This window comes from Marinobacter sp. V032, from assembly GCF_052645435.1.
Genome location: NZ_JBQXYE010000002.1, coordinates 481,920 through 502,536, shown reverse-complemented (window position 1 = coordinate 502,536; position 20,617 = coordinate 481,920). Strand labels below are relative to the sequence as shown.

Sequence of the window (20,617 nt, the reverse complement as noted above, 5' to 3'; positions counted from 1 at the left end):
AAGATGTGGGTGGCTATCTGATGGACTATTACAACCGGCAGCGACCTCACGCATTCAACGATGGCATTCCGCCCGTTGCAGCTGAGGAAAACCTTAAAATACTGTCCGGGATTAGTTGACCACTACACCTCAAGAATGTAGTAAGTGACGGTGGGCCTGGATACAAGGCAATCGAAACCCACTCATTTCTCTTGCATCTCAATGCTGGCTCTTCTATTGCCCCAACATTCTCCGGCGAAAAGAAACCCTTTATCGAGTCGTTCAACAAAACGGTACGAGCGCAATTTGCCTCTCGCCTCCCCGGATACGTTCCCAAAACACCTGGCAATCAACCCTCGGATGCAACCATCGAACAACAGGCTGTGTTAACACTTGATCAAGTAAAAAGAAAACTCACCCAGTGGATTGTTGACGACTATCACCAAAACGAACACGAGGGTCTCAACTGGCAGACTCCTCACCAGGTATGGTCCGAGAATGCGAAGTTGTTCCCACCGGCAATTCCCGATGAGCTGTTTACCCGGGTCAAACTTACTCACGGGGAAAAAAAGACCCCGAAAATCTCCGGAGATGAGGGGCACTTGGGCATCGCCGTCAACAATGCCAGGTACAACGATCCTGACAAAAGGCTGAAGTCTATCTACGGCTTTCTAAAAAAGCTCGGGAAAGAACCACGTGTGGAGTGCGAATTCACACCGAACGATATTTATTCGGTTTCGGTAAGAGACCCTGAGACCAATGAACGCTTTCCTGTCTTTGCGACCGATCGAAGAATCCATCCAGGTATGGCATTGCGAGAATGGGATGCCATCCGTCTGGACAAGAAACCTCTATCACGTGTCCGAAAATCGTCCCTAGACGGCGATCCCGAACTACTCGCTGCGGATAAGCAGAGCCAAAAGCAGACAAGAGAAGCGACAAGGAGGAAAAGCACCAAGGCCAACCTTTCAGAGATGACCAAAGGTGTTCATTCACTGCGCGATTCCAATCGAGCCAGAACATCAGGATCGGGTTCGGAACCGGATGCCGGAACATTACTGGAGGGACTTGCTGACGAAAATTCCAACGACGAGGGCTACGACGTTGTCTAAGAAAACCAGTGTAGAGGCTCTGTCGCAACTCTTTGATGCGATTACCCAGACTCAAGAGAGAGAGGTAACCAGGCGGATTCAAGAGTCGTCGATCTTGTATCCAAAATTCAAAGAAGCGCTTACGAATATTCGATATGCGCACTCCATGCACGGTTCAGAGCGGGCTGGAATGATCTTGACGGGCCTGACCGGGGTCGGAAAGAGTCGAGCCGTCGACACCTACATTGCTGCTTACTATGCCTCCAGGCCAGACCTTGAAACAGATCAGCTGACCGAGCTACCGATTCTTAAAGTTCGCTTGTCAGGGCGTCCAACCTACAACGGTCTGCTCCAGCAAATCCTAATGGCGGCAAACCACGTCAAACTTTCGGGCAACTCAACCACACTGCTGAAGAGGGTTCACAAGCTGGTTGCAGAGCAAGGTGTTCAGATGCTTGTAATCGATGAATTCCAGCATCTCCTGAGTGAGCAGGCACGCATTTCTACCCGAAATGTGCTCAACCTCCTCAAGACGCTGATGGATGACTGCAAATTTTCTTGCTTGCTCACCGGGTTGCCAGAAGGCCTCAAAACTTTTGTTCAACACGACGAAATCCGACAGCGGTTTGCAAAGAATCGCTTCGAATTGCGTCCGTTCTCAATTGCGGACAAAACTTCGGTCTTAGAGCTGCGTGATTATCTGAAGGCTTATGACCGTCGCTTGGAACAAGAAGGAATTAACAGCATCGCTCTCGCATCGGAGTTTATGCTTCCCCGAGTTTACCTCGCCACCCTCGGCTTGCCGAGGGCTATCAGCGAACTGATTTCCAGCACGCTGGATCGTACCGATATCAGTGCTCCGCTCACAAAACACAATTGGGCCCAAGGATACGAAGCCATTTTTCTGGACAATAATCTCGGCGAGACTTTTAACCCATTCGTTGCAAAGGATGAGCAGGTTAAAAACCATCTGGAGGCGCTATGAGGCGGTTTGGCGTTCGTCCATACCCTGCGGGTGGAGAAGGTCTTTCAGGGTACTTGCTGCGGCTCGCAGAACTCAATGGACTCGTCTCGCTCGATGAGGTTGTTGCCATCTGCTCCAGCAAGGTATCGAATCGTGGCAAGCCCGAGCGTTGGTCGCTCTCTCACGTTGGCGAGATCATGGATGGGCTTTCGCAGCGCTTAGGTCGGGATTGCGAAGCAGAGGCCCAGCAATTCGAGCACCAACACACAGTTCAAGGAATCGAAGACCCGATTCGAATGGTTCGTGATCTCCGAGTTTCGACGCCCCGCTTCTGTATTGATTGCCTGTTAGAGAATGAGTTTTTGGATTGGCGCTGGAGTTTGGGGCACCTTGCTCATTGCCCCGTTCACCGTGCACCCCTGATCGATACATGCCCCTCATGTCAAAGTCGGTTACCGTGGGCTTCGGAGCTTTTGCGTAAGTGTCCCAATTGCAAAACGCCTTGGGATTCGCAAAAGAACCCTCATCAACAAATCTCTGACTTTGAGATGAATTTGTGGACTCAATTAACTGAAGAATCGCTCGGAGCCGCAGATGCCCTTCGAGAAGTTTCCGCGGCGATCATGTTGGTTGCTAGGCCCTTCGATTCAATGATTGCTCCTCTGAACCGATTCCCGGCGACTTCGAATCTCTGGAGAGTTGCCAGCACTGCTTATCAACTCCTTCAGGACCCCTGTTCTGGAAGTGAAATCATCCGAAAGCGAGCTGAAAGAAATGAACCGCTGGGCTTTGAGTTATCACTCAGCCAGAGGCTTGCTCAAGTTCCCCCTATGAAGGGCTCAGCATCCCTGGCAACTAACCCACCAGGGGATATGCCCGAAATCTTACTTGAAGAAGATAAAAGTGAGTTTGTGACCAACAAGAGAGTTCAACTCAATTGGGACCGGGCGATCCGCGATTTAGAATATCAAATCGATGCTCGGGGGCTTGCTCAGGTAATTGGCATTCCCATGACCGAGCTTCGTTACTGCCTTGAGAATCACTGCATCACTCCTTTGAATAATACCCATGTAGTGAGGCAGCAAATTTTCGATATTAGAGACCTTCATTGCCTGTCCGAATTAGTTGGCCAGAATAATGACAGCGGAGCTTCTACCTTGGTTTCGATGAACGACGTCCGGTTAGACCGTAATTTAACCAGTTATGGTCGCCTGTTGGCCGCCGTTTGGTCGAGAGAGGTTAAAGGGCGTCTGTTCTGGTCGAACAACGTGCCGACCATTGAAATTGACGAGAATACTTTTGATAAATGGCTGGGAGCGGAGTTACGGACGCAATGTTCTGGAAATCTCGAGTGTTATCGCGTGATGGCCGCTCTGCATTGCGGCAAAGGCAGGCTGATGTCACTTGTTTCAGCCGGAAGGCTGGAGTGTGTGGATTGGGTCATCGGTGGCCGAGACGTAATTACTGGCGCATCCTATCTAGAATATCTTGATAGCTTGGATGGAGGTTCGCGTGGTGCCCAATGAGAAAACGATAAGCTAAGGCTCTATGTAAAGTCGATACGCTAGGTCAAAGTTTGCTTCAAATCTTCAGGGCCGAGATTCTCCATACCGCATATTTGTCCTTTTCAATCCACTCGAATCGAGCACGATTCCCCCTGAACGTTTTCTGTTTCCAGATCTTGCTATATCCCTTTGCATAATCATTATCTCTGCATTTTTCCAGCTTTAGCGTTCATAACGATCGTTGACCCTAACCGTTCGGTGATTTCGCCTTTAGCCTGTTGGTGGTGGGTCCGTGGATTTACCAGTCTGGTACACTAGAAAAGAATCTTGAAACGAGAGGTTCCCATGCAAAAGAAACGACCAACAGAGCAGGAGTTACTCAAAGACCTAGATGCCTTCGGAGCCCACTCGGACGAGTTGGGAGAGCTGCTTCCCCAAGAGTCCGAGCCCTTGGAGAGACTGAAAGGGTCTGTGAAGAAATTCGAGCGACCCACGGACCCAGTTACTGATCCAGAGGACTGGGATGCGTGGTTTGACGGAAAAGGTGTTTCAGAAGATTTCATGGAAGACCATGGAGAGAAGCGATAAATAGGTTAGAACCCGAATAACCCACCTTTGAAATTTCAATATCGATCTGATGTGATCAAGGTGCATTTTCGCCTATAGATCTGCTCTATCGGGTTACCCTCAGTCGATTGGCACTTGATCCAGATGGAGCAGGCGTTCCTTGAAAGCCTCATCGCCCAACTCGATGTTCCAGCGCCGCTCCATGAACCGAAGCAAATCCAGGCCGCGCTTGCGAATCTCCTTGGGCGACCACTCTAGGGCTTGAGCCACCTCGTTTTCCGATACCGAGCCGTTGTAATATCCGACCCCATTGCCATTATTGACCTTCAAGGGAAAGCGGGCATTTTGCAACGACCCATTTTTGGCGCGGGAAAGTGGCAGAAGGTTGCCCAGCGAGTGGGTCAGGTAATTTCGCTGCCTACCCTCCAGATAGCCGAAGCGCTCCTGCCAGTAAGGGTCATCCGGCGTTTGCGGGTAGATGTGCTCCAAGGTGACGTAGTCGCCCTTATTGGCCTTCAGAACGGCCCAGCTCAGCTTACTGGTTGTCTGCTTGCCCTTCTCCCGGAGCCATTGCTCGTGCTCGTAAAGAAAATACCGCAGGCCATCCCACTGATAGAAACCCTTGCCATCGAACTCGTAGCGTTCCTTGATCTGATCCAGAAACTTGTTGGCGTCATAGAAGCGCTCATTCTTGCTCTTGATGGCCTCAACCACCCCTTCGATGGTTCGCCGCCCATTGAGCAGTTCCCGAGACATGCTAAACATCTCGGTATCGCCCGTTCGTGCACGCCGCTGGCTGATGTTGAAGAGGGTGAAGTTATAGCGTTCCGCCGCCTTGAGCAGTTCGGTAATCATCTGCGGGTTTTGGCGAGAGACGAAGGCCGACAGAATAAGGGGTTTAAAGGAGGTGAAGCCCAAGCGATCCAGGCGCTCCAGCCAAGTCTTCTGATCGTTGGTTAGCACGCTCGCCTGGGCATGGTGGGGGTTGTGCATGTAAAACCAGTGCACAATCGACTGTTGAAGGCTTTTCACATAGTCGGAAATCTCTTCAATCTTGAGTTCAACCTGCTCGGACTTGGGGTGCGTGACGTTTCGCGCATTGAACTTCTCATCCAGCAGGAACTTGATGTAATCGTCCCCTCGATTTCGGCTGTACTTGAAGTACATCGTCCAGTGATTCCTCAGGAATACGTTGTCACTCAGAGGGTTTTCCGGGTTCTTCCCGAGGTATTCGTACATCGTCTTCCAGGCGTCGTTGATATTGGTCCGGAGCTTTTCCTTACCCGTGTTCTCCCTGAACAGGGTGGACAGGTAAATCAGACGGTTTTTCAGCAACTCCAGGCTGGTCAGCGATTTCCCTCGGTTGTTCATCGTCTCAAAAGTAACGAAGACATCAATCTCGTCGCTGATCTCATAAAGGTTGAACTTGAACCTCTGAGTCACCTTTTTGAAGAGTACGACCACTTCTTCGAACGACAGGCCGGACAGTTTCTGTTTGAAATAGTGCTTGGCATTCAGAAGATTGCGAGTGTAAAGCGTTTCCTGTTGCTGGTCGGAATGCGAGTGCATGCCAAAGATGCGGGTCCTCAGGAACTCATCACTTGGGTTGTCTTTTTCGTAGCCAAATATGAAGGATTCTCTGATTTTGTCATCGGCTTTCAGCAAGATGAACTTCTTTAGAATGGTGTCAATGGATTGATACGCCAACAGTTCGCCTTCAGGAACCGTCTCGATGATGGCTTTGATGAGGATCATCGACGTCGTGAGTCGTTGCTGGCCGTCTATGACATAGAAGGGGCTGTAGTCCACGTCTTGGATCAACCAGTGGTCGTTTTCCCACTTCGACCAGATTCTTTCCGGTACCGGCTCCAGGGTAATGACCCCGGTGTAGTGAACCCGTTCCGGCTCCAGCAAGAGCAGGTCTTCCCAAAAATCTTCCAGATGCTGCTCGGTCCAGGCATACCCCCGCTGAAAGTCGGGAATGCGAAGAATGCGCTCTTTAAAGATGTTGTTCAGGCTTTGTAATTCCATTGTGCACCCTTTGAAGACAGCTCCAGTGAGCGATAATTTCTACAGGGTTTTACAGGCCATATCAACGGAATAGGTGATCGGTCCGACACCAGAAACTGATGGTATCGACCCGTACAGGAGCGCATGTCAGCGACCCGGGATGGGGGTACCTTCAGAGTCCCAGCTCTTTAGGGTTCATTTCCTTCGGTCCTCGTTTAATGCCATTGAGCGATTCTTCCTGGTGCGTCGCCACCGCCTTGATGACACCTTTGGAATAATTCGGCATGTCGGCCATGTGCTGACGAGTTTTCTGGTCCAGAAACCGGGACATTTGCTGCTCAAAGATATTGAAATACCCCGGATCCAGAATTTCCTTGATTCGACGCTCCAGATTGCCTTCAAAGAGGCCCTCCTCCTTGTGGTCCACCCGTTTTTTGCGAACCATGGTCGAGGTCTCCCGAAATGTCCTTGCGCTTGAGCCACTGTAGGGCCCGACACACCCCAGTCTCAAACGGAGGTCAGTTCAAAGATTTCTGGACTGACGAATCCTTTACCTGCGGTAAATTAGCTGCAAAGAACGGGCCGGGGCGTTTGCACAAGTTAGTTATCTTCCTGACCCTGACCCCGTTTTACGTCCACCCAAGGATGGAAGAATCGGGTCTAGTGAGTCGGACGACGAACTTAGCACTTTTTATGGAAATTACCGGCTAACTTATTGTTTCTGGCCATTAATAAATTCAGTACTTTTAGGTTGCTTGCTGCGGCTTTCAGAACTGAATGGACTCGCCTCGCTTGGTGATATCGTAGCCATTTGCTCCAGCAAAGTATCGAACCGTGGCCTAACCTTATTTGTTAGCGTGCGCTGCGTGACGTGTGTGGATGCCTCCTTTCACAGCATTCACATCTGCACTGTTGCTATTGGTGAATCTAAATTCGGAGGGTGTAGTGTGCTGGAAGCACAAGAGAAACTCGCCAAATTAGTGGATGCCGTGGCTTCCGGGAAAGAAATCGTCATTTTACGTCACGGCAAGCCTGCCGCTCGGATGATCCCCGCTGTACAGGAATCAGTTATATTCCCTGATCGATCTGAACTCAGGAGATCCCTACGTCCGGCTGGCGAAAGCGCAAGTAAGGCAATCGGTGCTCTGCGTGACAACGATCATTGATACTCATTTTTGGTACCGAAGTGACCCTTTCTAAATACCCTCACGAACAAGGGGGGAATCGCATACAGGCAGTACCGCCTAAACAAACCGATGCAGGTAGGAACCTGCCAATCACCATAATGAGCACTCAAAGTTTGCCTGCAAACTCGTGCTGCAATCGTGTTAGCACATGCTGAATGCCTGACGCTCAGTTACGCTCTGAAAAGCCCGAACTCCTTACTTACTCCGAGTATTTTCCAATGTCATCCGCATCCAGAGCCTCCATACGGCGACTGCCTTCCTTTCCGATCTCTTTGAGTCGGGCAGCGCTCACCCGGAACTTGCCTCTGAAGGTTTTCTGTTCTCCAGTGCGAACAGCTTCCTTCGGATGATCATCCTCTCTGCTTTCCTTTCCAGTGTTATCGCCCATAACGATCACCATCAAATTTAGATGTCGTCATTGTAGCCCAAAAATTCGCTTCTTTTTGTTCTGTTACCTGAACCCTAAATAAAACACCTCGCCCTTTACAGTTGCCGCGCGCGCTGCTATAAAATACTAAAATTTAAATAATTAAATCAGACGCCTACAGCACACTTTGAAAATAAGTCTTACCTTATTTTGAAAAACCGGCACAAAATCTCAAGAAGAATTTGAACTTCAAATTCTCGCAATTGAAAACCCTCTCCTAAACCTCTGATTTCTGGAAGTCGCAAGTCTTACAGTCATTTGAAATTAACATATAGAGTATGCGAGTACACAAAGTATAAAACAGCAAACAACCCGCCTTCGGCTCGCCATTTCAGCGCCTGAGCTAATTCTTGTTTAGTGCTTTGTGTAAAAATAAGCGGTTAATTATCGAGCCAGTCTAGTGATCTCTGCCGTCGTCTAACCCGTAATGCAAAATTATCACGCGATCTCGCTTCCATCATGACGTCTTTAACACGGAGCCTTACCCAAACATGCGCCACTTTATGGCACTCTCAATACTGCTTATTCTCTCGGGATGCGCGTCAACTGGCAACGTACCGCCCGCGGGAACCGATTTTACTCTGGATAGCTGCCCGCCTTTTCTGAACTGCGTGTCGAGTTCATCCACCGTTGGCCTTTACGCTATAGAACCTATTCGGTTGGCGGAGCCTTTAAATGAATCTTCATGGGCGATTATCAAAGCTGAAGCTTTGCAACTACCTGGAGCGTCGATTAACGACGCCCGCTTCGGTTATGCGGACATCACCTGCTACAGCGATTTGTTTGGCTTCCCGGATTATCTTGAAGTTCTGGTCGATGCGGACATGCAGCGCTTGAACGTCCGATCGCAATCGCTCTTCGGATTATACGATATGGGCGTGAATCGGCGCAGGGTCGAATTGCTGCGGAGTCAGCTTGTGGAGCGCGGTATTGCCGTGGATTGATACCTGCCGTGCCAAGCCAACGTGGATTTCGGGTTCTAGACCGTCACGACGAACAGCTGTAATGCGACGATCCACCAAGTTCAAAATACGCCGATGGCTTCAGCCTGTAGAACTTCTCTTCTATGTCCTTCGATTGCTCGGAATATGGCTGCGTCATGACGTTCTGCAGTTCTCGCAGCAAGGTGTAATCCCCGGCTGCCGCTTGCTTATAAGCAGGTACAACGAGCCACTCCCTCAAGCTGTACTTTGGGTTAACGCGCTTCATCTGACTGGAAAGCTCTTCGCGCGGGATCGTTCGAGTGAGTGATTGCCATTTTGTGAGCCACGTTGACCAGCGCTTTTCTATCGCTTCGGGGTCTGCAACATAAGTTGAGCCCTTGTAGAAGCTTTTCTTGAGTGGGCCAATGTCGTCAGGCACGAGCGAGAGTTCCCGGAAGAAAATGGTGTAATCAACGGGCGTCTGCATCATCAGCGTTGCCAGCTCACGGAACAGGTCTGCGTCAAACGCATCAAGTCCCAGTTTGGCAGCCCACATCGTCTCCAGTTGAGCTTGCATCAGCTTCGGGAATTCACTTTGAATCTCGTCTAGCTGCTGCAGACTCTCTTGATGCGTTGCCAATAGCGGCCGCAACGCTGAACAAAACGAATGAAAGTTGCGTTCTGCCGCCATGGGTTGGTTGAGAAACGAGAAGTGACGCCCCCCACCCGTCCAGGGTTGGAACTGCGGATCAAACACATCGCAGAATCCAAAGGGGCCATAGTCGAGCGTGAAGCCGCCGGCCGCACAGTTGTCGCTATTGAAGTTGCCCTGGCAGTAGCCGACACGGATCCAGTTCGCCACAAGCGACGTCAATCGACTGCGGAAAGCACGTGCAAGCAACACCACTTTTTCAGTGACGGGCAGGTTCCGGTCGATAACGTCATGGTACTCACGATCAATCAGGTGCAAGACGATTTTCTCGAGCTCTTCCATCGCCTGTGGGTGTTCCTCATTGCGGGCACGACGACTAAAGAGCTCGAGCTGCCCGACCCGGAGGAACGACGGTGCAACACGCGTTGAGATAGCAACTGGCTCGGGTATAAGCACGTCCGGATCTATTGAGCGTGAGCCCTCCGAGTACCAGGGGCGCCTGACTTTCTCGGTTTTAGACACGTACAGACTCAGAGACCGTGACGTTGGCACACCCAGCGCGTGCATGTGCTCCTGTGCCAGAAACTCCCGCACACTGGAGCGCAAAACCGCCCGGCCGTCCGCGCCTCGGCAGTAAGGTGTGCGCCCTCCTCCTTTTAGCTGCATTTCCCAGCGCTGATCGTTGATGACGCCCTCAAATACCGATATGGCGCGACCGTCGCCGTATCCGTTGCCGGTCTGGAACGGGCATTGCCGGATGTATTCGGTGCCGTAGATCGACAGTGCGTAGCCACACGCCCACCCGGTTTTGCGCATCGGCTGCGGAACGCCCGATAAGTCGCCGGAGAACATACGCACGAAGTCCCCCGATTGCGCCATGCTGTCGGCGAATCCCAGTTCACGAAACAGCTCTTTGCCGTGCGCGACGTATTCGGGGTTTTCGATGGGCGTAGGACTGACCGGAACATAATGGCCCGAGAAGACCTGTCGCGGCGCGTGATCGGCTCCGTTTGTATTCCCCTCAGGGTCGCAGTTGAGCGCGTCGACGAACGAATAGTCTGCCAATGTTGCGAGGTCGTCTAGCGTCGTGACAATAGCGTGCGCGCTCCTGGGCGGTTGCTCAAGCATAAGGACTCCACATCTGAAATCTGGATACCGCCATCGCCTTCTCAACCCGCTATTTCGTCAGCGAGCATCTCAGCGGTGATGGCCGATAGTGTCCAGCCAAGGTGTCCGTGACCGGTGTTGTAGAACACAGTGGGCAACCGTCCGCCACCGACTCTTGGCATCATGTTCGGTAACATCGGGCGCAGGCCGGCCCAAGGCACGACGCGGCGAGTGCTGACGCCAGGGAAACATTCTTCGACCCAACGGGTCAGTGGCTGGATACGATCATCCCGGATGTTTCTGTTGTAGCCGTTAAACTCCGCTGTTCCGGCGATGCGGAAGCGATCGTCGCCGAGGCGGCTGGTCACCAGTTTGGTTTCGTCATCCAGAAGGCTGACGGTTGGTGCCGCTTTCCGGGAGGCTTCATCGTCCAGCCCGACAGTGATGGAATAACCTTTTACCGGATAAATATTAACCCGATCGCCCAGTTTTGCAGCCAGTGCCCGACTGCCAACGCCTGCGCACATCACCACACCATCAAAGGTTTCGCGATGCTGCTGCTCACCGTCATGAGCGGTAACCCAGGCGTTTTTTGGGTCTGCGCTCAGCTCCGTTACCGTGTGGCCATAGTTGGTTTTCACGCCCTGGCGCACGATGGCATCGGCCAGGCCGTTGGTGAATTTATGAATATCACCGGTGGAATCGCTTTCGGTGAAAAAGCCACCGTAGTAGGTGCCCGCGAGTGTGGGCTCGATCGCGCTCATCTCGTCAGGCGTCACCGCGCGACGTTCCAGGCCTCCCGCCGCCAGTAGCTTGGACACGTGGGCGGCGTGATCGAATCCTGCTTTGTCGCGGTAGATGTGGAGAATGCCCTGCTTCTTCAGGTCAAAATCGATGCCTTCTTCCTGAGCCCATTCGAATAAATATTGACGGGCTGCGATGGCCATTCGGGCAGTTTCGGTGGTGTTTTTTTCGTAGTGGGGTATCGCTGCAATAAACTCTGCGAACCAGCTCAGCTTGTGCCAGGATGGCTTGGGGTTGACCAGAAGTGGCGCATCACTGCGCAGCATCCACTTCATCCCTTTCTTGATGGTTTGCCAGTTGTTCCAGACTTCGGCATTCGAAGCTGAAAGCTGACCTCCATTGGCAAAAGAGGTTTCCATTGCCGCATAACGATGTTTTTCGTAAACGGTGACATCCAGGCCGCGCTTGGCCAGAGTGTAAGCGGTGGTAATACCCGTAATACCACCGCCAATAACTGCGATGCGTCTCATAAACTCTCCTAACGGCGCCCCAAGGTTTCCTTTCTACACGGTATGGTAGAAAGCACCCCTTCCGTCACTTGTACCTGAGAGATTCACGCGCCGCTTCCGCAGAGTTGGCCGCTTGCTCCTTCGGTGTGCCGACTGACGCAGTCGTCGGCAGCTCTTCGGAAAGTCATCGTGTTAGCGGTCCGTTTGCCTGAGAGTTTCCGGGGCAGTTGCTCCTTCGGCGCTGAGCACTAATCGTGCGCTCAGTCTCTCCCGCTAACACATCTGTTCTGCAATTAGTTTCAACCTGTTCGGGAACATAACAAATAAAGGCAGCTCGATGAACTCCGCTATCTCTATTTATATTGTTTTCCTGTTTCTTCCATCATAGTTGATTATGCGAAGCGTCATCGCTTCGTGGTGCTGACCAAAACCGTCGATTTCATTACGTCGCTGACGGGGTAATCCCCAGCTTTTCGTTAACCGCATCGCGAATCTCCCGATACCGGTCAGGATTATTGGCCAATATGTCCAGATCATCCTCGGGAAAAATCTCTTTTTTCTTTTTCTGGGCGGCTTCTTTAGTAAAAATTGCCGGCATCAATTGCTCCACGCAACGCAACATCACTTCGGGCGAAACCGATGCGCCGGGCGATGCGCCGAGCAATGTCCCGTAAGTCTTGTCTTCGGACACAATGATCTCTGTACCCATCTGCAAATCGCCGTCTTTAATGATCTGTACCCGTTGACCGGCTTGAACCGGTTCCCAGTCAAACCGTTCGCTCAAGCCCGGAGCAAAGCTTTCTAGTTCCTCGAACATGCTCTTTTTGCCTTTAAACGTCTCTGAAACCAGATACTTAACAAGAGGAAAGTGCTCGAGGGTGACGTTCAGCAAGCCTGAGATATCATGCAGGCGCATTGAGCTGAGGTAATCAAAAAAGCCACGCCCTTTCTCAAGAACAGGGTTAAATGACGCGAACGGTCCGAAAAGCAGGTAGCGCTGACCGTCCACTACACGCAAATCGAGATGAGGTACGGACATGGGAGGCGCGCCGACTTTCGCCTTGCCATAGGTTTTGGCCCGGTAATGCTCGGCCTGTTCGTCACTGATTGGCGCTTGTAAAAATCGCCCGCCCACAGGGAAGCCGGTATATCGGTGCCGAAATGGCAAGTGGCTTTTTTTAAGGATCGGGAATGCACCGCCGCCGGCACCGACAAACAGCACGTCTGCCTTGTATTTGATGGGCTCTCCCCTGCCTTCAGTTTCAATAATCCATTGTCCGGATGGACTCTTGTGCACGCGCTTGACGTGGGTGCCGTATTCTATTTTTACCCCCAGGTCATTCACTGCGTGGGCGGCCATTTGCTCAGTTAAAGCCCCAAAGTTTACGTCTGTGCCGGTTTCAATAACGGTAGCCGCCATTTTTTCATGGCGTGGGCGCCCTTCCATTGTGTAGGGAATCCAGTCTTTTATTTCGTCGAAGTCTTCCGAAAAACGCATGTGTTCGAAAAAATGATGCGCCGACATTTCCTTGAATCGCAATCGCAGTTCTTCAATCGCCGTTTCGGAAACGATGGTGCAGTGTTTGGTTTGGTTGATAAACGTTTTAGGGTCTTTGATGGCGCCCTGCTCGATCAAGTGAGCCCAGAATTGCTTTGCAATATTGAACTGAGCATGAATCTTCAACGCCTTTTCAACTGAAATAACTTCTTCATCCACCGGGGTATAGTTAAGCTCACAGTTCGCTTCATGTCCCGTGCCAGCGTTGTTAAATGCCCACGAGTTTCCTGCACCAGGGCCGTCCAGCCTTTCTAGAATGGTGATTTCCAAATCGGGTGCAAACTCCTTTGCCAGCGTGGCAAACGTAGTTCCCATAATTCCCGCGCCGATAATGATTACATTCATGAGCTATACCTGTCGGTCGAACGATTTATGACATCTGTAAACATAGTTTTGAATTACCCCCGCTGAGCTTAAGGCCATCACGGGAAACCTGTTTTGAGGTTTCGCCTAACCTGCGAAAACAGGAAACACCTGAACCAGCCTTCGAATACGTACGCTTTCAATATCGCATTCTAGCCATTCGGTTTGCTGGCCAGTTCCTTCAATGCGTCCATTGCCTCATCGGCGCGATCGTCCGGCACAAACATGTGGTCGTGGTAGAAGCCTGCGATGACGTTGGTGGTGATCCCGCGCTCTGCGAGCAAGCTTGTAACAACGGATGTGAGCCCCAGCGCTTCAAGGCTGGAGTGCCCTTCAAGGGTGATTCGGCGGAAGACTCTGTAATAGTCCAAACCCTCTGATTCGGCTTGTTCGCGAGGAATGACCAGCGTCAGGCCTTCGAGCTCGGCAATGCTGACAATAGGTTTGAGCTTTTCCAGTTCGCCGTACCGGGCGTTGGCCACTGTGCAGTAGACATAGGAATTGGAGTCGAGTCTTGGCGAGAGCTGCTTGATCAAATCCTGGAGAAACTGTGTTCGCTTCATCGTTTTGTGTCCTTCCTATGGCCGAATGTCGTGGGCGAGTTTTGGCTAGGTACAGAATATCATCCTAACCGATTGATTCGCCTCAATAGCAATTTAGCATTTTATCGGGATCTCTGATTAGTCAGGATTATACGGTTAAGGCTTTGGATTGGGTGTCTTTGGCCATCCCCAATGCTGTTCAGCGGTAGAGGTAGCCTGATTGGCCCAAATGCACGCCACCAGATGGTTCTGCAGACATTGGACAAAAAACAGACAGTGCTATGCTGAGACCACATTTTGTAGAGCCTGAATTATGGTGTCATCGCATCGCATACCTGCCAAGTGGCAGGAACAAACCTCGGCGATTGTCAGCGGCTTCCTGGGTGAATGGCTGCATCAGCGCCAAAACCCCATGGCATTTTCCATGGACTTGCGTTTTCAGGATGAGGTTCTGGATATCGCAAACCCATCGTTCGATGCTGCCCGTCCAACGCTCGTTGTTCTGGTGCATGGCCTGACGGAGCTCGAGACCGTTTTCGACTATCCCGAACGCCCAGGTGAGAATTATGCCACGGAACTGGCCGTGCAACTGGATGCCACGCCACTGAGCCTGCGCTACAACAGCGGACGTTCCATCAGCTCGAACGGCGCCGCGTTTGATCAACTGTTGGCTGAGCTTGTTGCACACTGGCCGGTGCCGGTGGAGCGGTTGATCCTTATTGGCCATAGTATGGGCGGGTTAGTGACGAGAAGCGCGTGTTATCAGGCAAGCCGGCAACCTTCCCCCTCCCCGTGGCTTTGCAAACTGGAGAGCTGTGTCTATATCGGCTCACCTCACGAAGGTTCATGGCTTGCGAGAGCCGCCCATAAAAGCGCGGATGTTCTGGGAAAAGCCCCTCGTGACTACGTGCGGGCGATAGCGGATTTTCTGAATGTGCGAAGCCCCGGTATTCATGATCTGACAGAGGGCAATATTCACCCCGACCACGAGGCGTTGCAGCAACCGCCCCTTGTGGAAGGCGTGCGCCATTACGCTGTAGCCGGGCTTTTGGCGTCTCAGTCCAGCCATCCGGTGAGCCGCTTGTTTGGTGACGCACTTGTGCAGGAATCAAGTGCAACAGGGTCTCGTCAAACTGAATGGAAGCTTACTGCAACCGCAGTATTTCCCCGAATCGATCATATCCGGCTAAGCCACCATCCGTTGGTGTACCGGCAACTAAAGGAGTGGTTGGTATGAATAAACCGCAAACCCAGGATAACCGCCAATGGTGGTTGGGCTTTTTCGATTTCGCCTTTGAAGGTACCGCAGTTGTGGCGACTCGGCTTGAGCAGGTTCACTTGTCGATCGCAGACGAAACCTTTGATGTACTCGCCCGGGTACCGATTACGAACACCATAAGCGAGCCTGTTCGGGAACTGCACCATGGTATCTCCCGGCTCTCCTACCGAACAGTCGCTTCCGCGGCGCGTTTGCTCAATCGGGTTGGTCAACACGCACGATAATTGCTCAAATGCCTGGACGGCCCTGAACGCAATAGCCAGGGAGCCCGGTGTTATGCCTTATGGAATCGGAGCTGAACGCGCAATCCGGGGGAATTGTCAGCCAGTAGCATCGTCGCGTCATGCCGTTTAGCGATACGTGATGCGAGACTCAGTCCAAGACCACTACCCGGCTTGTGCCGGCTTGGGTCTATTCTGAAAAAAGGCTTAAGCACTTCGCCCCTCATGGCCACCGGTATACCGATACCGTTATCCGCCACAACGACTTCAACGACGCTGGTATGGGACGTTACCGATAATTGGATACTGGCACCGACGCCATTATGATTAATCGCATTCTCGACCAGATTGGCGAACATTTGTGTCAGAAGTCGCTGATCTCCCTCAATCACCGTATTGCCGCTCACCTTGCAGACGAGGGTTTGCCCGGAATCCTCCGCGACCGGAGTATAAATCTCTGCAAGCCTTTCGAGCAGGTTCGATAAATCGATTTGCTCGCGTTCGATGGCGACCGTAGCGGAATCCATCTCGGCGATTCTCAGTAGTAAGCTGAAGGTTTCTAATGCCTGGTCTAGATTGCGAATGGCGCCACTGCAAAGTTGGCGCGTTTTTTCAGTTGATTGAAGCTCTTCCAGACCTTCCAGTTGTTGGCGCACCCTGCCGAGCGGGGTTCGTAAATCGTGCGCGATGTTGACAGATACGCTCTGTACGTCGTGTACCAGATGCTCTATTCGCTGGAGCATTCCGTTGATGGTGACCGCTAATTGCTCAAAGTCATCACCGATGTCCGCTAACGGAATCCGCTTTGACAACGAACCGGTACCGACCTGCTCAGCAATGTTCCGTAATCTTTCAACGTGCCTCAGGAATCGTCTGCTGACGATTCGACCTGCAACCACACTCAGAACCAGCACCGCGCAAAGCGTAAGTGCTGTCGAACGGAGAATCGCTTGGCGGAATTCAGCAATACTGCGGGTGTTCGCGGCGACGCCAAGTTGAAAACCGTCATCAAGGGAGGTTGTCAGCAGCAGCAATTCCGGCTTCGCGGATTGCTGAATACGGCTCCACCCATCGCGCTGTGGCAATTTGAGACGATCAAATACGGCGACGCCCTGTGGATTGACCAAGGTGTAGATTAGTCGCGGGCTTGGTGCGCGTTCCAGCCGTTCACCGATATCATGGCGTAATTCTTCAAGCCCGTTGTCGTTATACTCACCGAGTAACTGAGTCGTCTCAGTGCTGATGCGCTCGCGTAGTTGCTGCTCCATTCCCTCGCGAACGGTATAGTAGAACAGAATGCTCAAAAGCAGCGTGCTCAGCGCAAAGACCACCGCCGAAAGTGCCGCGAAACGAAAGCTGGCGGTGCGAAGCCAGTTAACTGTCATCGTCGATCATGTAGCCGGAACCGCGAACCGTCTGGATCAATTCTTTACCGAATCCCCGATCAATCTTGGAGCGCAGGCGGCTGATATGAGTCTCGACGACGTTGGTTTTCGGATCGAAGTGAAATTCCCATACATGCTCCAGCAACATGGTTCGCGTGACCACATTGCCTTTATTGCTTAGCAGATACTCCAACAGTCGAAACTCCGTGGGCTGGACCATCACTTCCTTCCCTGCCCGGTAAACCTTTCGCCGAAGCAGGTCTACTTCGAGATCATCGACCGAAAGATTAGTCGGTGCCTGCTTGATTTGTGGTCTCCTAATCAGCGCGCCCACGCGCGCGCGTAGCTCCGCAAACGCGAACGGCTTGACCAGGTAGTCGTCGGCAATCATCAGACCGTCAACCCGGTCGTTGACACTGCTTACAGCTGTCAGAAAAATCGCCGGTGTAGTATCGCCGCCGGCGCGCAGCATGGACAGTACTTTGAGGCCGTCAAACCCCGGCACCATGCGATCCAGAATAAGCGTGTCGTAATCGCCTTCAGCAGCCATCATCAAGGCATCTTCCCCACGCTCAGCCAGATCAATCACGTGGCCGTCTTCCCGAAAACCGCGAACGACGTAGTCTGCGGTTTCGCGATCATCCTCAAGTAGCAGCAAATGCATGCTCATACCCCATGGTCAATACCGACAAAAGCTACGATGGGCAACGCTGGTATAACATCAGTCATCTTTATCTTCGCGTACTCCGATGACGTCACCGGTTTCTGCGTTAACCCGTACGTCGTAAATTCGGCCATCTCGTGATATCGACACCTCAAACTCCGGCTGAAAGCTGTCGTCATCGATACCGGCTTCAAATGCTTTACCCCCTTCTGAGGACTCAGCGCTTTCAATGGCCTCGATCAATGTGATCTTCGCTTTCGCCATGGCGCGCAGATCTTCGCTATCTGCCGATGCCAAGCCGGCTGTCAACATCAATGCGGCGCCGAGACCAATAAGATTGGCTTTTCTGCTATGGAGCACCATCATTTGTCCTCTGTCGTCACAATGATTTGCTGTCCGGTCAGGCGTGACGCATATGCTGAATGCGCCACGCCGCTCAATACACAGGATACTGTAACACCATCGCTATTGGCGTTTAGTCATCCTGCTGATTCTGTAGCACCTCACCGGAAGCCGCATCTATGTCCATGTCCCATTCCTGGCCCGTTTCGTCGCGCAACTCCAGCTCATAGACATACTTGCCATGAGAATCTTCCAGTTCAGTATCGGTAATCGTTGCTCCCGGATGTTCTTTGAGAGCAATCTGGTTTAACGCGTCATATGATTTGATTTCACCAGATTCCTGGAGCTTTGCGGCGTCGTCCATGCTTACGTCAGCCAAGGCTGTTCCGGCTGCGAGCAGCGCTGCGACACTAATACCTATAAGACCGGCGGTTTTGATTTGAGTTTTCATCATACGTCTCCTGTTCGCACATAAGTTTGTCAGGTCATCTGTCATCTGACAGAGCCCAGAGTAAGCGAGGCTCCATAGCGCCGGGATTTCCCAAACTATACAAAATCACAATCGGCACTTCCGTTTCGCGAAAGGACTTAGCTGGGTGCACGCGCCGGATCATCTTTTATTGGTAATCGAACGATGAGCCCATCTGCGAGTAGTAGCGCCGATGTAGAGCTTGCCAACGTAGAACTACAAGGTGCCGGCAGTGCTCGAAGCCAGGATCGATCATAATGTTCGCATCATCCTGGGCTTTGACGGCAGCGGCCTCGATATCGGCAATAATGCGCCGTTGCTGATCGCCTCGGGCGGTGTCTACACCGAAGGTTCGCCGATCCGCGACCGGGATATCGCAACTCAGTATCTGCGTCTGGTAATGAAGAAATCGAGGCCGCAGCGTTCCGATGAGACTGTTTGGTCGTGTTGTGTGGCGACTTCAGTTGAATCAATCGACGGCTTGTTGGACTTCATTACCTTCAGAAAGGCGATAGTCGGTGTGATCCAGCAGATTCCCGGCCGTTTGTTTCTATTTGTAACCAGGCCAGCTATATTGAGGGTGATGGTTGGGATGCACTAACCCGTTCTATTCGTCCGGCGAGGCATGCTTGTAATCGCACAGATTTGTGTCTCGCCCCGGTCACTCGTTGTCTACACACGACACTGACGAAATGCTCAGTTCACCTCGCGCGTCCCAATGTCGGCGCAGCTTTTTCTGCGTCAACCAGCAAGGAGAACATCGAATGTCGACAGTATCAAAAGCAGAATCAATCGCCGATGTGTCAGGCTGGCTCGATCCGGACATGGATTCGGTAAAAGGAACCGAGACCCCCAAGGATCCGAACAAAGGGTACATCGCCCTGCTTGGCTGGAGCGTCAACGCAATCAAGGCGGCTCAAAAGTTTGATCGCCGCTACATTGTCGTCGCTCCGGATTGGGCTGCGGATTTCTGTACCGCAAATAAAATACCTTTTATCCAGTGGGATTTTGTTCGCCTGAACGATCGGTCTCTGGAGATTGCCCAAAAACTGAAAGCGGAAGGCGTCGATGTTGCCATTCCGCTGTTTGAAGAAACGGTTGAGTGGTCCGGCGCGATCAACTCGGTACTCCTGGACAGCCCCCGTATGTACGGGCAATCAATTCTCTTCCGCGACAAAGCGTTGATGAAGCGTCGTGCCCAGCTGGGTGGCATCCGTGTCGGGATCTTCGAGGAAGCGCACGAAAAGGAAGATATCGTGCGTTTCATGAAGCGCGTTAACCAGACGCTGCTCAAACTCGATGGTGATCCGGACGACCCGATTCACGTCAAAGCCTTCGACAAGGCTGGCTGTCTTGGACACCGGATGATCCGCAAGGTTGAGGAAATTGACGCCATCCCGCAGGAGGACTATCCGCTGTTGATGGAAAGTCATCTGGACGGCTGGGAATTCGCGGTTGAGGCCTGGATTCACGATGGCGAGATCAAGTTCCTCAATATTTCCGAGTATGTGACTCTGGGGTATTCGGTTTTCGTACCCGCAACAGCGCAGCTCGAAAGCTGGCGAAACGCGATCACCAAACAGATCGAGAAACTGATCAAAACGTTCGAGATCAAATTTGGTCTGATTCACCCCGAGTATTTCGTGACTGCAGACGGCGAAATGTACTTTGGTGAGGTTGCCTACCGTCCGCCGGGATTCAAGGCTTTCGAATTGATCGAGCGGGCTTACGGGTTCAATGCTTATCAGGCGTCAATGTTGGTGTTCGACCCTAAAAGCACGAAGGAGGAAGTCGACAGTTTCTTCCCTCGCGAAGTGGTCGACGCGAAAGGCTATGCAGGTTGTTTCGGTGTTTACCCACGCCGTCGTGTGGTCAGCAAACTGGAGATGCCCAAAGAAACAACGGAGCATCCCTATTTCGAGTCACACGAACTGGTCGCGCCGGCGGAAGAAACAGTGCCTGATAGGTCAGCCTTCGGCACGCACTGGGGGCTGGTATTCTTCTTTGGCGACGATCCCATCAAAATGCGGGATCTATTGAAAGCTCAGGAAGATCTGGACTTCTACGTCTAGGCCGCCTGATCAGAGAAGAGCAGTTGCAATAGAGGTGACGTCCATGATTCTGGCCAT

At 52.0% G+C, this 20,617-nt stretch carries 21 protein-coding genes and 1 riboswitch; of the genes, 10 read left to right on the top strand and 11 right to left on the bottom strand.

What is annotated here, in order from left to right; genetic code table 11:
• Positions 1–191: 191 nt before the first annotated feature.
• The 4 genes from ACUN9X_RS13825 to ACUN9X_RS13810 all read left to right on the top strand — a co-directional run bounded on the left by ACUN9X_RS13825 (position 192) and on the right by ACUN9X_RS13810 (position 4,127).
• Positions 192–1,091, top strand: coding sequence for a hypothetical protein (locus tag ACUN9X_RS13825; RefSeq protein WP_445473466.1), 900 nt, complete (start codon positions 192–194; stop codon positions 1,089–1,091).
• A complete protein-coding gene (locus ACUN9X_RS13820) occupies positions 1,084–2,055 on the top strand; it encodes a TniB family NTP-binding protein (RefSeq protein WP_445473465.1) in 972 nt (323 codons plus the stop codon). Before ACUN9X_RS13825 ends, ACUN9X_RS13820 begins: the two co-directional genes overlap by 8 nt.
• Complete coding sequence (locus ACUN9X_RS13815) at positions 2,052–3,560, top strand: TniQ family protein (protein ID WP_445473464.1); 1,509 nt, start codon at positions 2,052–2,054, stop codon at positions 3,558–3,560. The genes ACUN9X_RS13820 and ACUN9X_RS13815 overlap by 4 nt, the downstream gene beginning before the upstream one ends.
• Before the next feature lie 324 nt (positions 3,561–3,884).
• Positions 3,885–4,127, top strand: a complete 243-nt coding sequence (locus ACUN9X_RS13810) for a hypothetical protein (protein ID WP_445473463.1) — start codon at positions 3,885–3,887, stop codon at positions 4,125–4,127.
• Positions 4,128–4,226: 99 nt separating this feature from the next.
• Here the strand turns inward: ACUN9X_RS13810 and ACUN9X_RS13805 are convergent, their stop codons facing one another.
• The gene (locus ACUN9X_RS13805) at positions 4,227–6,137 is read right to left on the bottom strand and encodes a DUF262 domain-containing protein (RefSeq protein ID WP_445473462.1); all 1,911 of its coding nucleotides are present in this window, start codon (positions 6,135–6,137) and stop codon (positions 4,227–4,229) included.
• Positions 6,138–6,288: 151 nt separating this feature from the next.
• On the bottom strand, positions 6,289–6,561 hold the full coding sequence (locus tag ACUN9X_RS13800) for a hypothetical protein (protein ID WP_445473461.1): 273 nt from the start codon (positions 6,559–6,561) through the stop codon (positions 6,289–6,291).
• Between the two features lie 412 nt (positions 6,562–6,973).
• Between ACUN9X_RS13800 and ACUN9X_RS13795 the strand changes: the two genes are divergently transcribed.
• Positions 6,974–7,282, top strand: coding sequence for a type II toxin-antitoxin system Phd/YefM family antitoxin (locus tag ACUN9X_RS13795; protein WP_445473478.1), 309 nt, complete (start codon positions 6,974–6,976; stop codon positions 7,280–7,282).
• A 220-nt stretch (positions 7,283–7,502) separates the two neighbouring features.
• On the opposite strand, the gene ACUN9X_RS13790 is transcribed toward ACUN9X_RS13795, so the two are convergent.
• The gene (locus ACUN9X_RS13790; RefSeq protein WP_445473460.1) at positions 7,503–7,691 is read right to left on the bottom strand and encodes a hypothetical protein; all 189 of its coding nucleotides are present in this window, start codon (positions 7,689–7,691) and stop codon (positions 7,503–7,505) included.
• 530 nt (positions 7,692–8,221) lie between these two features.
• Between ACUN9X_RS13790 and ACUN9X_RS13785 the strand changes: the two genes are divergently transcribed.
• Positions 8,222–8,674, top strand: a complete 453-nt coding sequence (locus ACUN9X_RS13785; RefSeq protein ID WP_445473459.1) for a DUF1499 domain-containing protein — start codon at positions 8,222–8,224, stop codon at positions 8,672–8,674.
• Positions 8,675–8,717: 43 nt separating this feature from the next.
• On the opposite strand, the gene ACUN9X_RS13780 is transcribed toward ACUN9X_RS13785, so the two are convergent.
• From ACUN9X_RS13780 to ACUN9X_RS13765, 4 genes are all read right to left on the bottom strand, one after another.
• Positions 8,718–10,433 (bottom strand): protein adenylyltransferase SelO, encoded by a 1,716-nt coding sequence (locus ACUN9X_RS13780; protein WP_445473458.1) that lies wholly within the window; start codon positions 10,431–10,433, stop codon positions 8,718–8,720.
• A gap of 41 nt (positions 10,434–10,474) precedes the next feature.
• Positions 10,475–11,686 carry a D-amino acid dehydrogenase gene (locus ACUN9X_RS13775; RefSeq protein ID WP_445473457.1) on the bottom strand — a complete coding sequence of 404 codons (1,212 nt, stop codon included), beginning with the start codon at positions 11,684–11,686 and terminating at the stop codon, positions 10,475–10,477.
• Between the two features lie 165 nt (positions 11,687–11,851).
• A riboswitch (glycine riboswitch) is annotated at positions 11,852–11,948 on the bottom strand.
• Positions 11,949–12,107: 159 nt separating this feature from the next.
• Positions 12,108–13,568 carry a malate:quinone oxidoreductase gene (locus ACUN9X_RS13770; protein WP_445473456.1) on the bottom strand — a complete coding sequence of 487 codons (1,461 nt, stop codon included), beginning with the start codon at positions 13,566–13,568 and terminating at the stop codon, positions 12,108–12,110.
• 170 nt (positions 13,569–13,738) lie between these two features.
• Positions 13,739–14,149: an ACT domain-containing protein gene (locus ACUN9X_RS13765; protein WP_260039375.1), complete on the bottom strand. Its 411-nt coding sequence runs from the start codon at positions 14,147–14,149 to the stop codon at positions 13,739–13,741.
• 292 nt (positions 14,150–14,441) lie between these two features.
• On the opposite strand from ACUN9X_RS13765, the gene ACUN9X_RS13760 reads away from it, so the two are divergent.
• Both ACUN9X_RS13760 and ACUN9X_RS13755 read left to right on the top strand, forming a co-directional pair.
• On the top strand, positions 14,442–15,365 hold the full coding sequence (locus tag ACUN9X_RS13760) for an esterase/lipase family protein (protein ID WP_260039377.1): 924 nt from the start codon (positions 14,442–14,444) through the stop codon (positions 15,363–15,365).
• On the top strand, positions 15,362–15,631 hold the full coding sequence (locus ACUN9X_RS13755) for a hypothetical protein (RefSeq protein WP_445473455.1): 270 nt from the start codon (positions 15,362–15,364) through the stop codon (positions 15,629–15,631). The genes ACUN9X_RS13760 and ACUN9X_RS13755 overlap by 4 nt, the downstream gene beginning before the upstream one ends.
• A 50-nt stretch (positions 15,632–15,681) precedes the next feature.
• Here the strand turns inward: ACUN9X_RS13755 and ACUN9X_RS13750 are convergent, their stop codons facing one another.
• The 4 genes from ACUN9X_RS13750 to ACUN9X_RS13735 form a co-directional block, all read right to left on the bottom strand.
• Positions 15,682–17,013: a sensor histidine kinase gene (locus ACUN9X_RS13750; RefSeq protein ID WP_260039380.1), complete on the bottom strand. Its 1,332-nt coding sequence runs from the start codon at positions 17,011–17,013 to the stop codon at positions 15,682–15,684.
• Positions 17,003–17,677 carry a winged helix-turn-helix domain-containing protein gene (locus tag ACUN9X_RS13745; protein ID WP_445473454.1) on the bottom strand — a complete coding sequence of 225 codons (675 nt, stop codon included), beginning with the start codon at positions 17,675–17,677 and terminating at the stop codon, positions 17,003–17,005. The genes ACUN9X_RS13750 and ACUN9X_RS13745 overlap by 11 nt, the downstream gene beginning before the upstream one ends.
• Positions 17,678–17,734: 57 nt before the next feature.
• Positions 17,735–18,043, bottom strand: coding sequence for a PepSY domain-containing protein (locus tag ACUN9X_RS13740; RefSeq protein ID WP_260037392.1), 309 nt, complete (start codon positions 18,041–18,043; stop codon positions 17,735–17,737).
• A gap of 109 nt (positions 18,044–18,152) precedes the next feature.
• On the bottom strand, positions 18,153–18,473 hold the full coding sequence (locus ACUN9X_RS13735; protein ID WP_260037394.1) for a PepSY domain-containing protein: 321 nt from the start codon (positions 18,471–18,473) through the stop codon (positions 18,153–18,155).
• 247 nt (positions 18,474–18,720) lie between these two features.
• Here ACUN9X_RS13735 and ACUN9X_RS13730 point away from each other — a divergent pair, with 247 nt between their 5' ends.
• Both ACUN9X_RS13730 and ACUN9X_RS13725 read left to right on the top strand, forming a co-directional pair.
• Positions 18,721–19,089, top strand: a complete 369-nt coding sequence (locus tag ACUN9X_RS13730) for a hypothetical protein (RefSeq protein WP_260037395.1) — start codon at positions 18,721–18,723, stop codon at positions 19,087–19,089.
• A 163-nt stretch (positions 19,090–19,252) separates the two neighbouring features.
• A complete protein-coding gene (locus ACUN9X_RS13725) occupies positions 19,253–20,560 on the top strand; it encodes an ATP-grasp domain-containing protein (RefSeq protein ID WP_445473453.1) in 1,308 nt (435 codons plus the stop codon).
• The last annotated feature ends 57 nt before the right edge of the window (positions 20,561–20,617 follow it).

What these genes read in the sequence shown, in the direction of transcription:
- ACUN9X_RS13815 (WP_445473464.1), top strand. Translation starts at nt 2,052, where the DNA reads ATGAGGCGGTTTGGCGTTCGTCCATACCCTGCGGGTGGAGAAGGTCTT.
- ACUN9X_RS13810 (WP_445473463.1), top strand. Translation starts at nt 3,885, where the DNA reads ATGCAAAAGAAACGACCAACAGAGCAGGAGTTACTCAAAGACCTAGAT.
- ACUN9X_RS13805 (WP_445473462.1), bottom strand. Translation starts at nt 6,137, where the DNA reads ATGGAATTACAAAGCCTGAACAACATCTTTAAAGAGCGCATTCTTCGC.
- ACUN9X_RS13800 (WP_445473461.1), bottom strand. Translation starts at nt 6,561, where the DNA reads ATGGTTCGCAAAAAACGGGTGGACCACAAGGAGGAGGGCCTCTTTGAA.
- ACUN9X_RS13790 (WP_445473460.1), bottom strand. Translation starts at nt 7,691, where the DNA reads ATGGGCGATAACACTGGAAAGGAAAGCAGAGAGGATGATCATCCGAAG.
- ACUN9X_RS13785 (WP_445473459.1), top strand. Translation starts at nt 8,222, where the DNA reads ATGCGCCACTTTATGGCACTCTCAATACTGCTTATTCTCTCGGGATGC.
- ACUN9X_RS13780 (WP_445473458.1), bottom strand. Translation starts at nt 10,433, where the DNA reads ATGCTTGAGCAACCGCCCAGGAGCGCGCACGCTATTGTCACGACGCTA.
- ACUN9X_RS13775 (WP_445473457.1), bottom strand. Translation starts at nt 11,686, where the DNA reads ATGAGACGCATCGCAGTTATTGGCGGTGGTATTACGGGTATTACCACC.
- ACUN9X_RS13770 (WP_445473456.1), bottom strand. Translation starts at nt 13,568, where the DNA reads ATGAATGTAATCATTATCGGCGCGGGAATTATGGGAACTACGTTTGCC.
- ACUN9X_RS13765 (WP_260039375.1), bottom strand. Translation starts at nt 14,149, where the DNA reads ATGAAGCGAACACAGTTTCTCCAGGATTTGATCAAGCAGCTCTCGCCA.
- ACUN9X_RS13760 (WP_260039377.1), top strand. Translation starts at nt 14,442, where the DNA reads ATGGTGTCATCGCATCGCATACCTGCCAAGTGGCAGGAACAAACCTCG.
- ACUN9X_RS13755 (WP_445473455.1), top strand. Translation starts at nt 15,362, where the DNA reads ATGAATAAACCGCAAACCCAGGATAACCGCCAATGGTGGTTGGGCTTT.
- ACUN9X_RS13750 (WP_260039380.1), bottom strand. Translation starts at nt 17,013, where the DNA reads ATGACAGTTAACTGGCTTCGCACCGCCAGCTTTCGTTTCGCGGCACTT.
- ACUN9X_RS13745 (WP_445473454.1), bottom strand. Translation starts at nt 17,677, where the DNA reads ATGCATTTGCTGCTACTTGAGGATGATCGCGAAACCGCAGACTACGTC.
- ACUN9X_RS13740 (WP_260037392.1), bottom strand. Translation starts at nt 18,043, where the DNA reads ATGATGGTGCTCCATAGCAGAAAAGCCAATCTTATTGGTCTCGGCGCC.
- ACUN9X_RS13735 (WP_260037394.1), bottom strand. Translation starts at nt 18,473, where the DNA reads ATGATGAAAACTCAAATCAAAACCGCCGGTCTTATAGGTATTAGTGTC.
- ACUN9X_RS13725 (WP_445473453.1), top strand. Translation starts at nt 19,253, where the DNA reads ATGTCGACAGTATCAAAAGCAGAATCAATCGCCGATGTGTCAGGCTGG.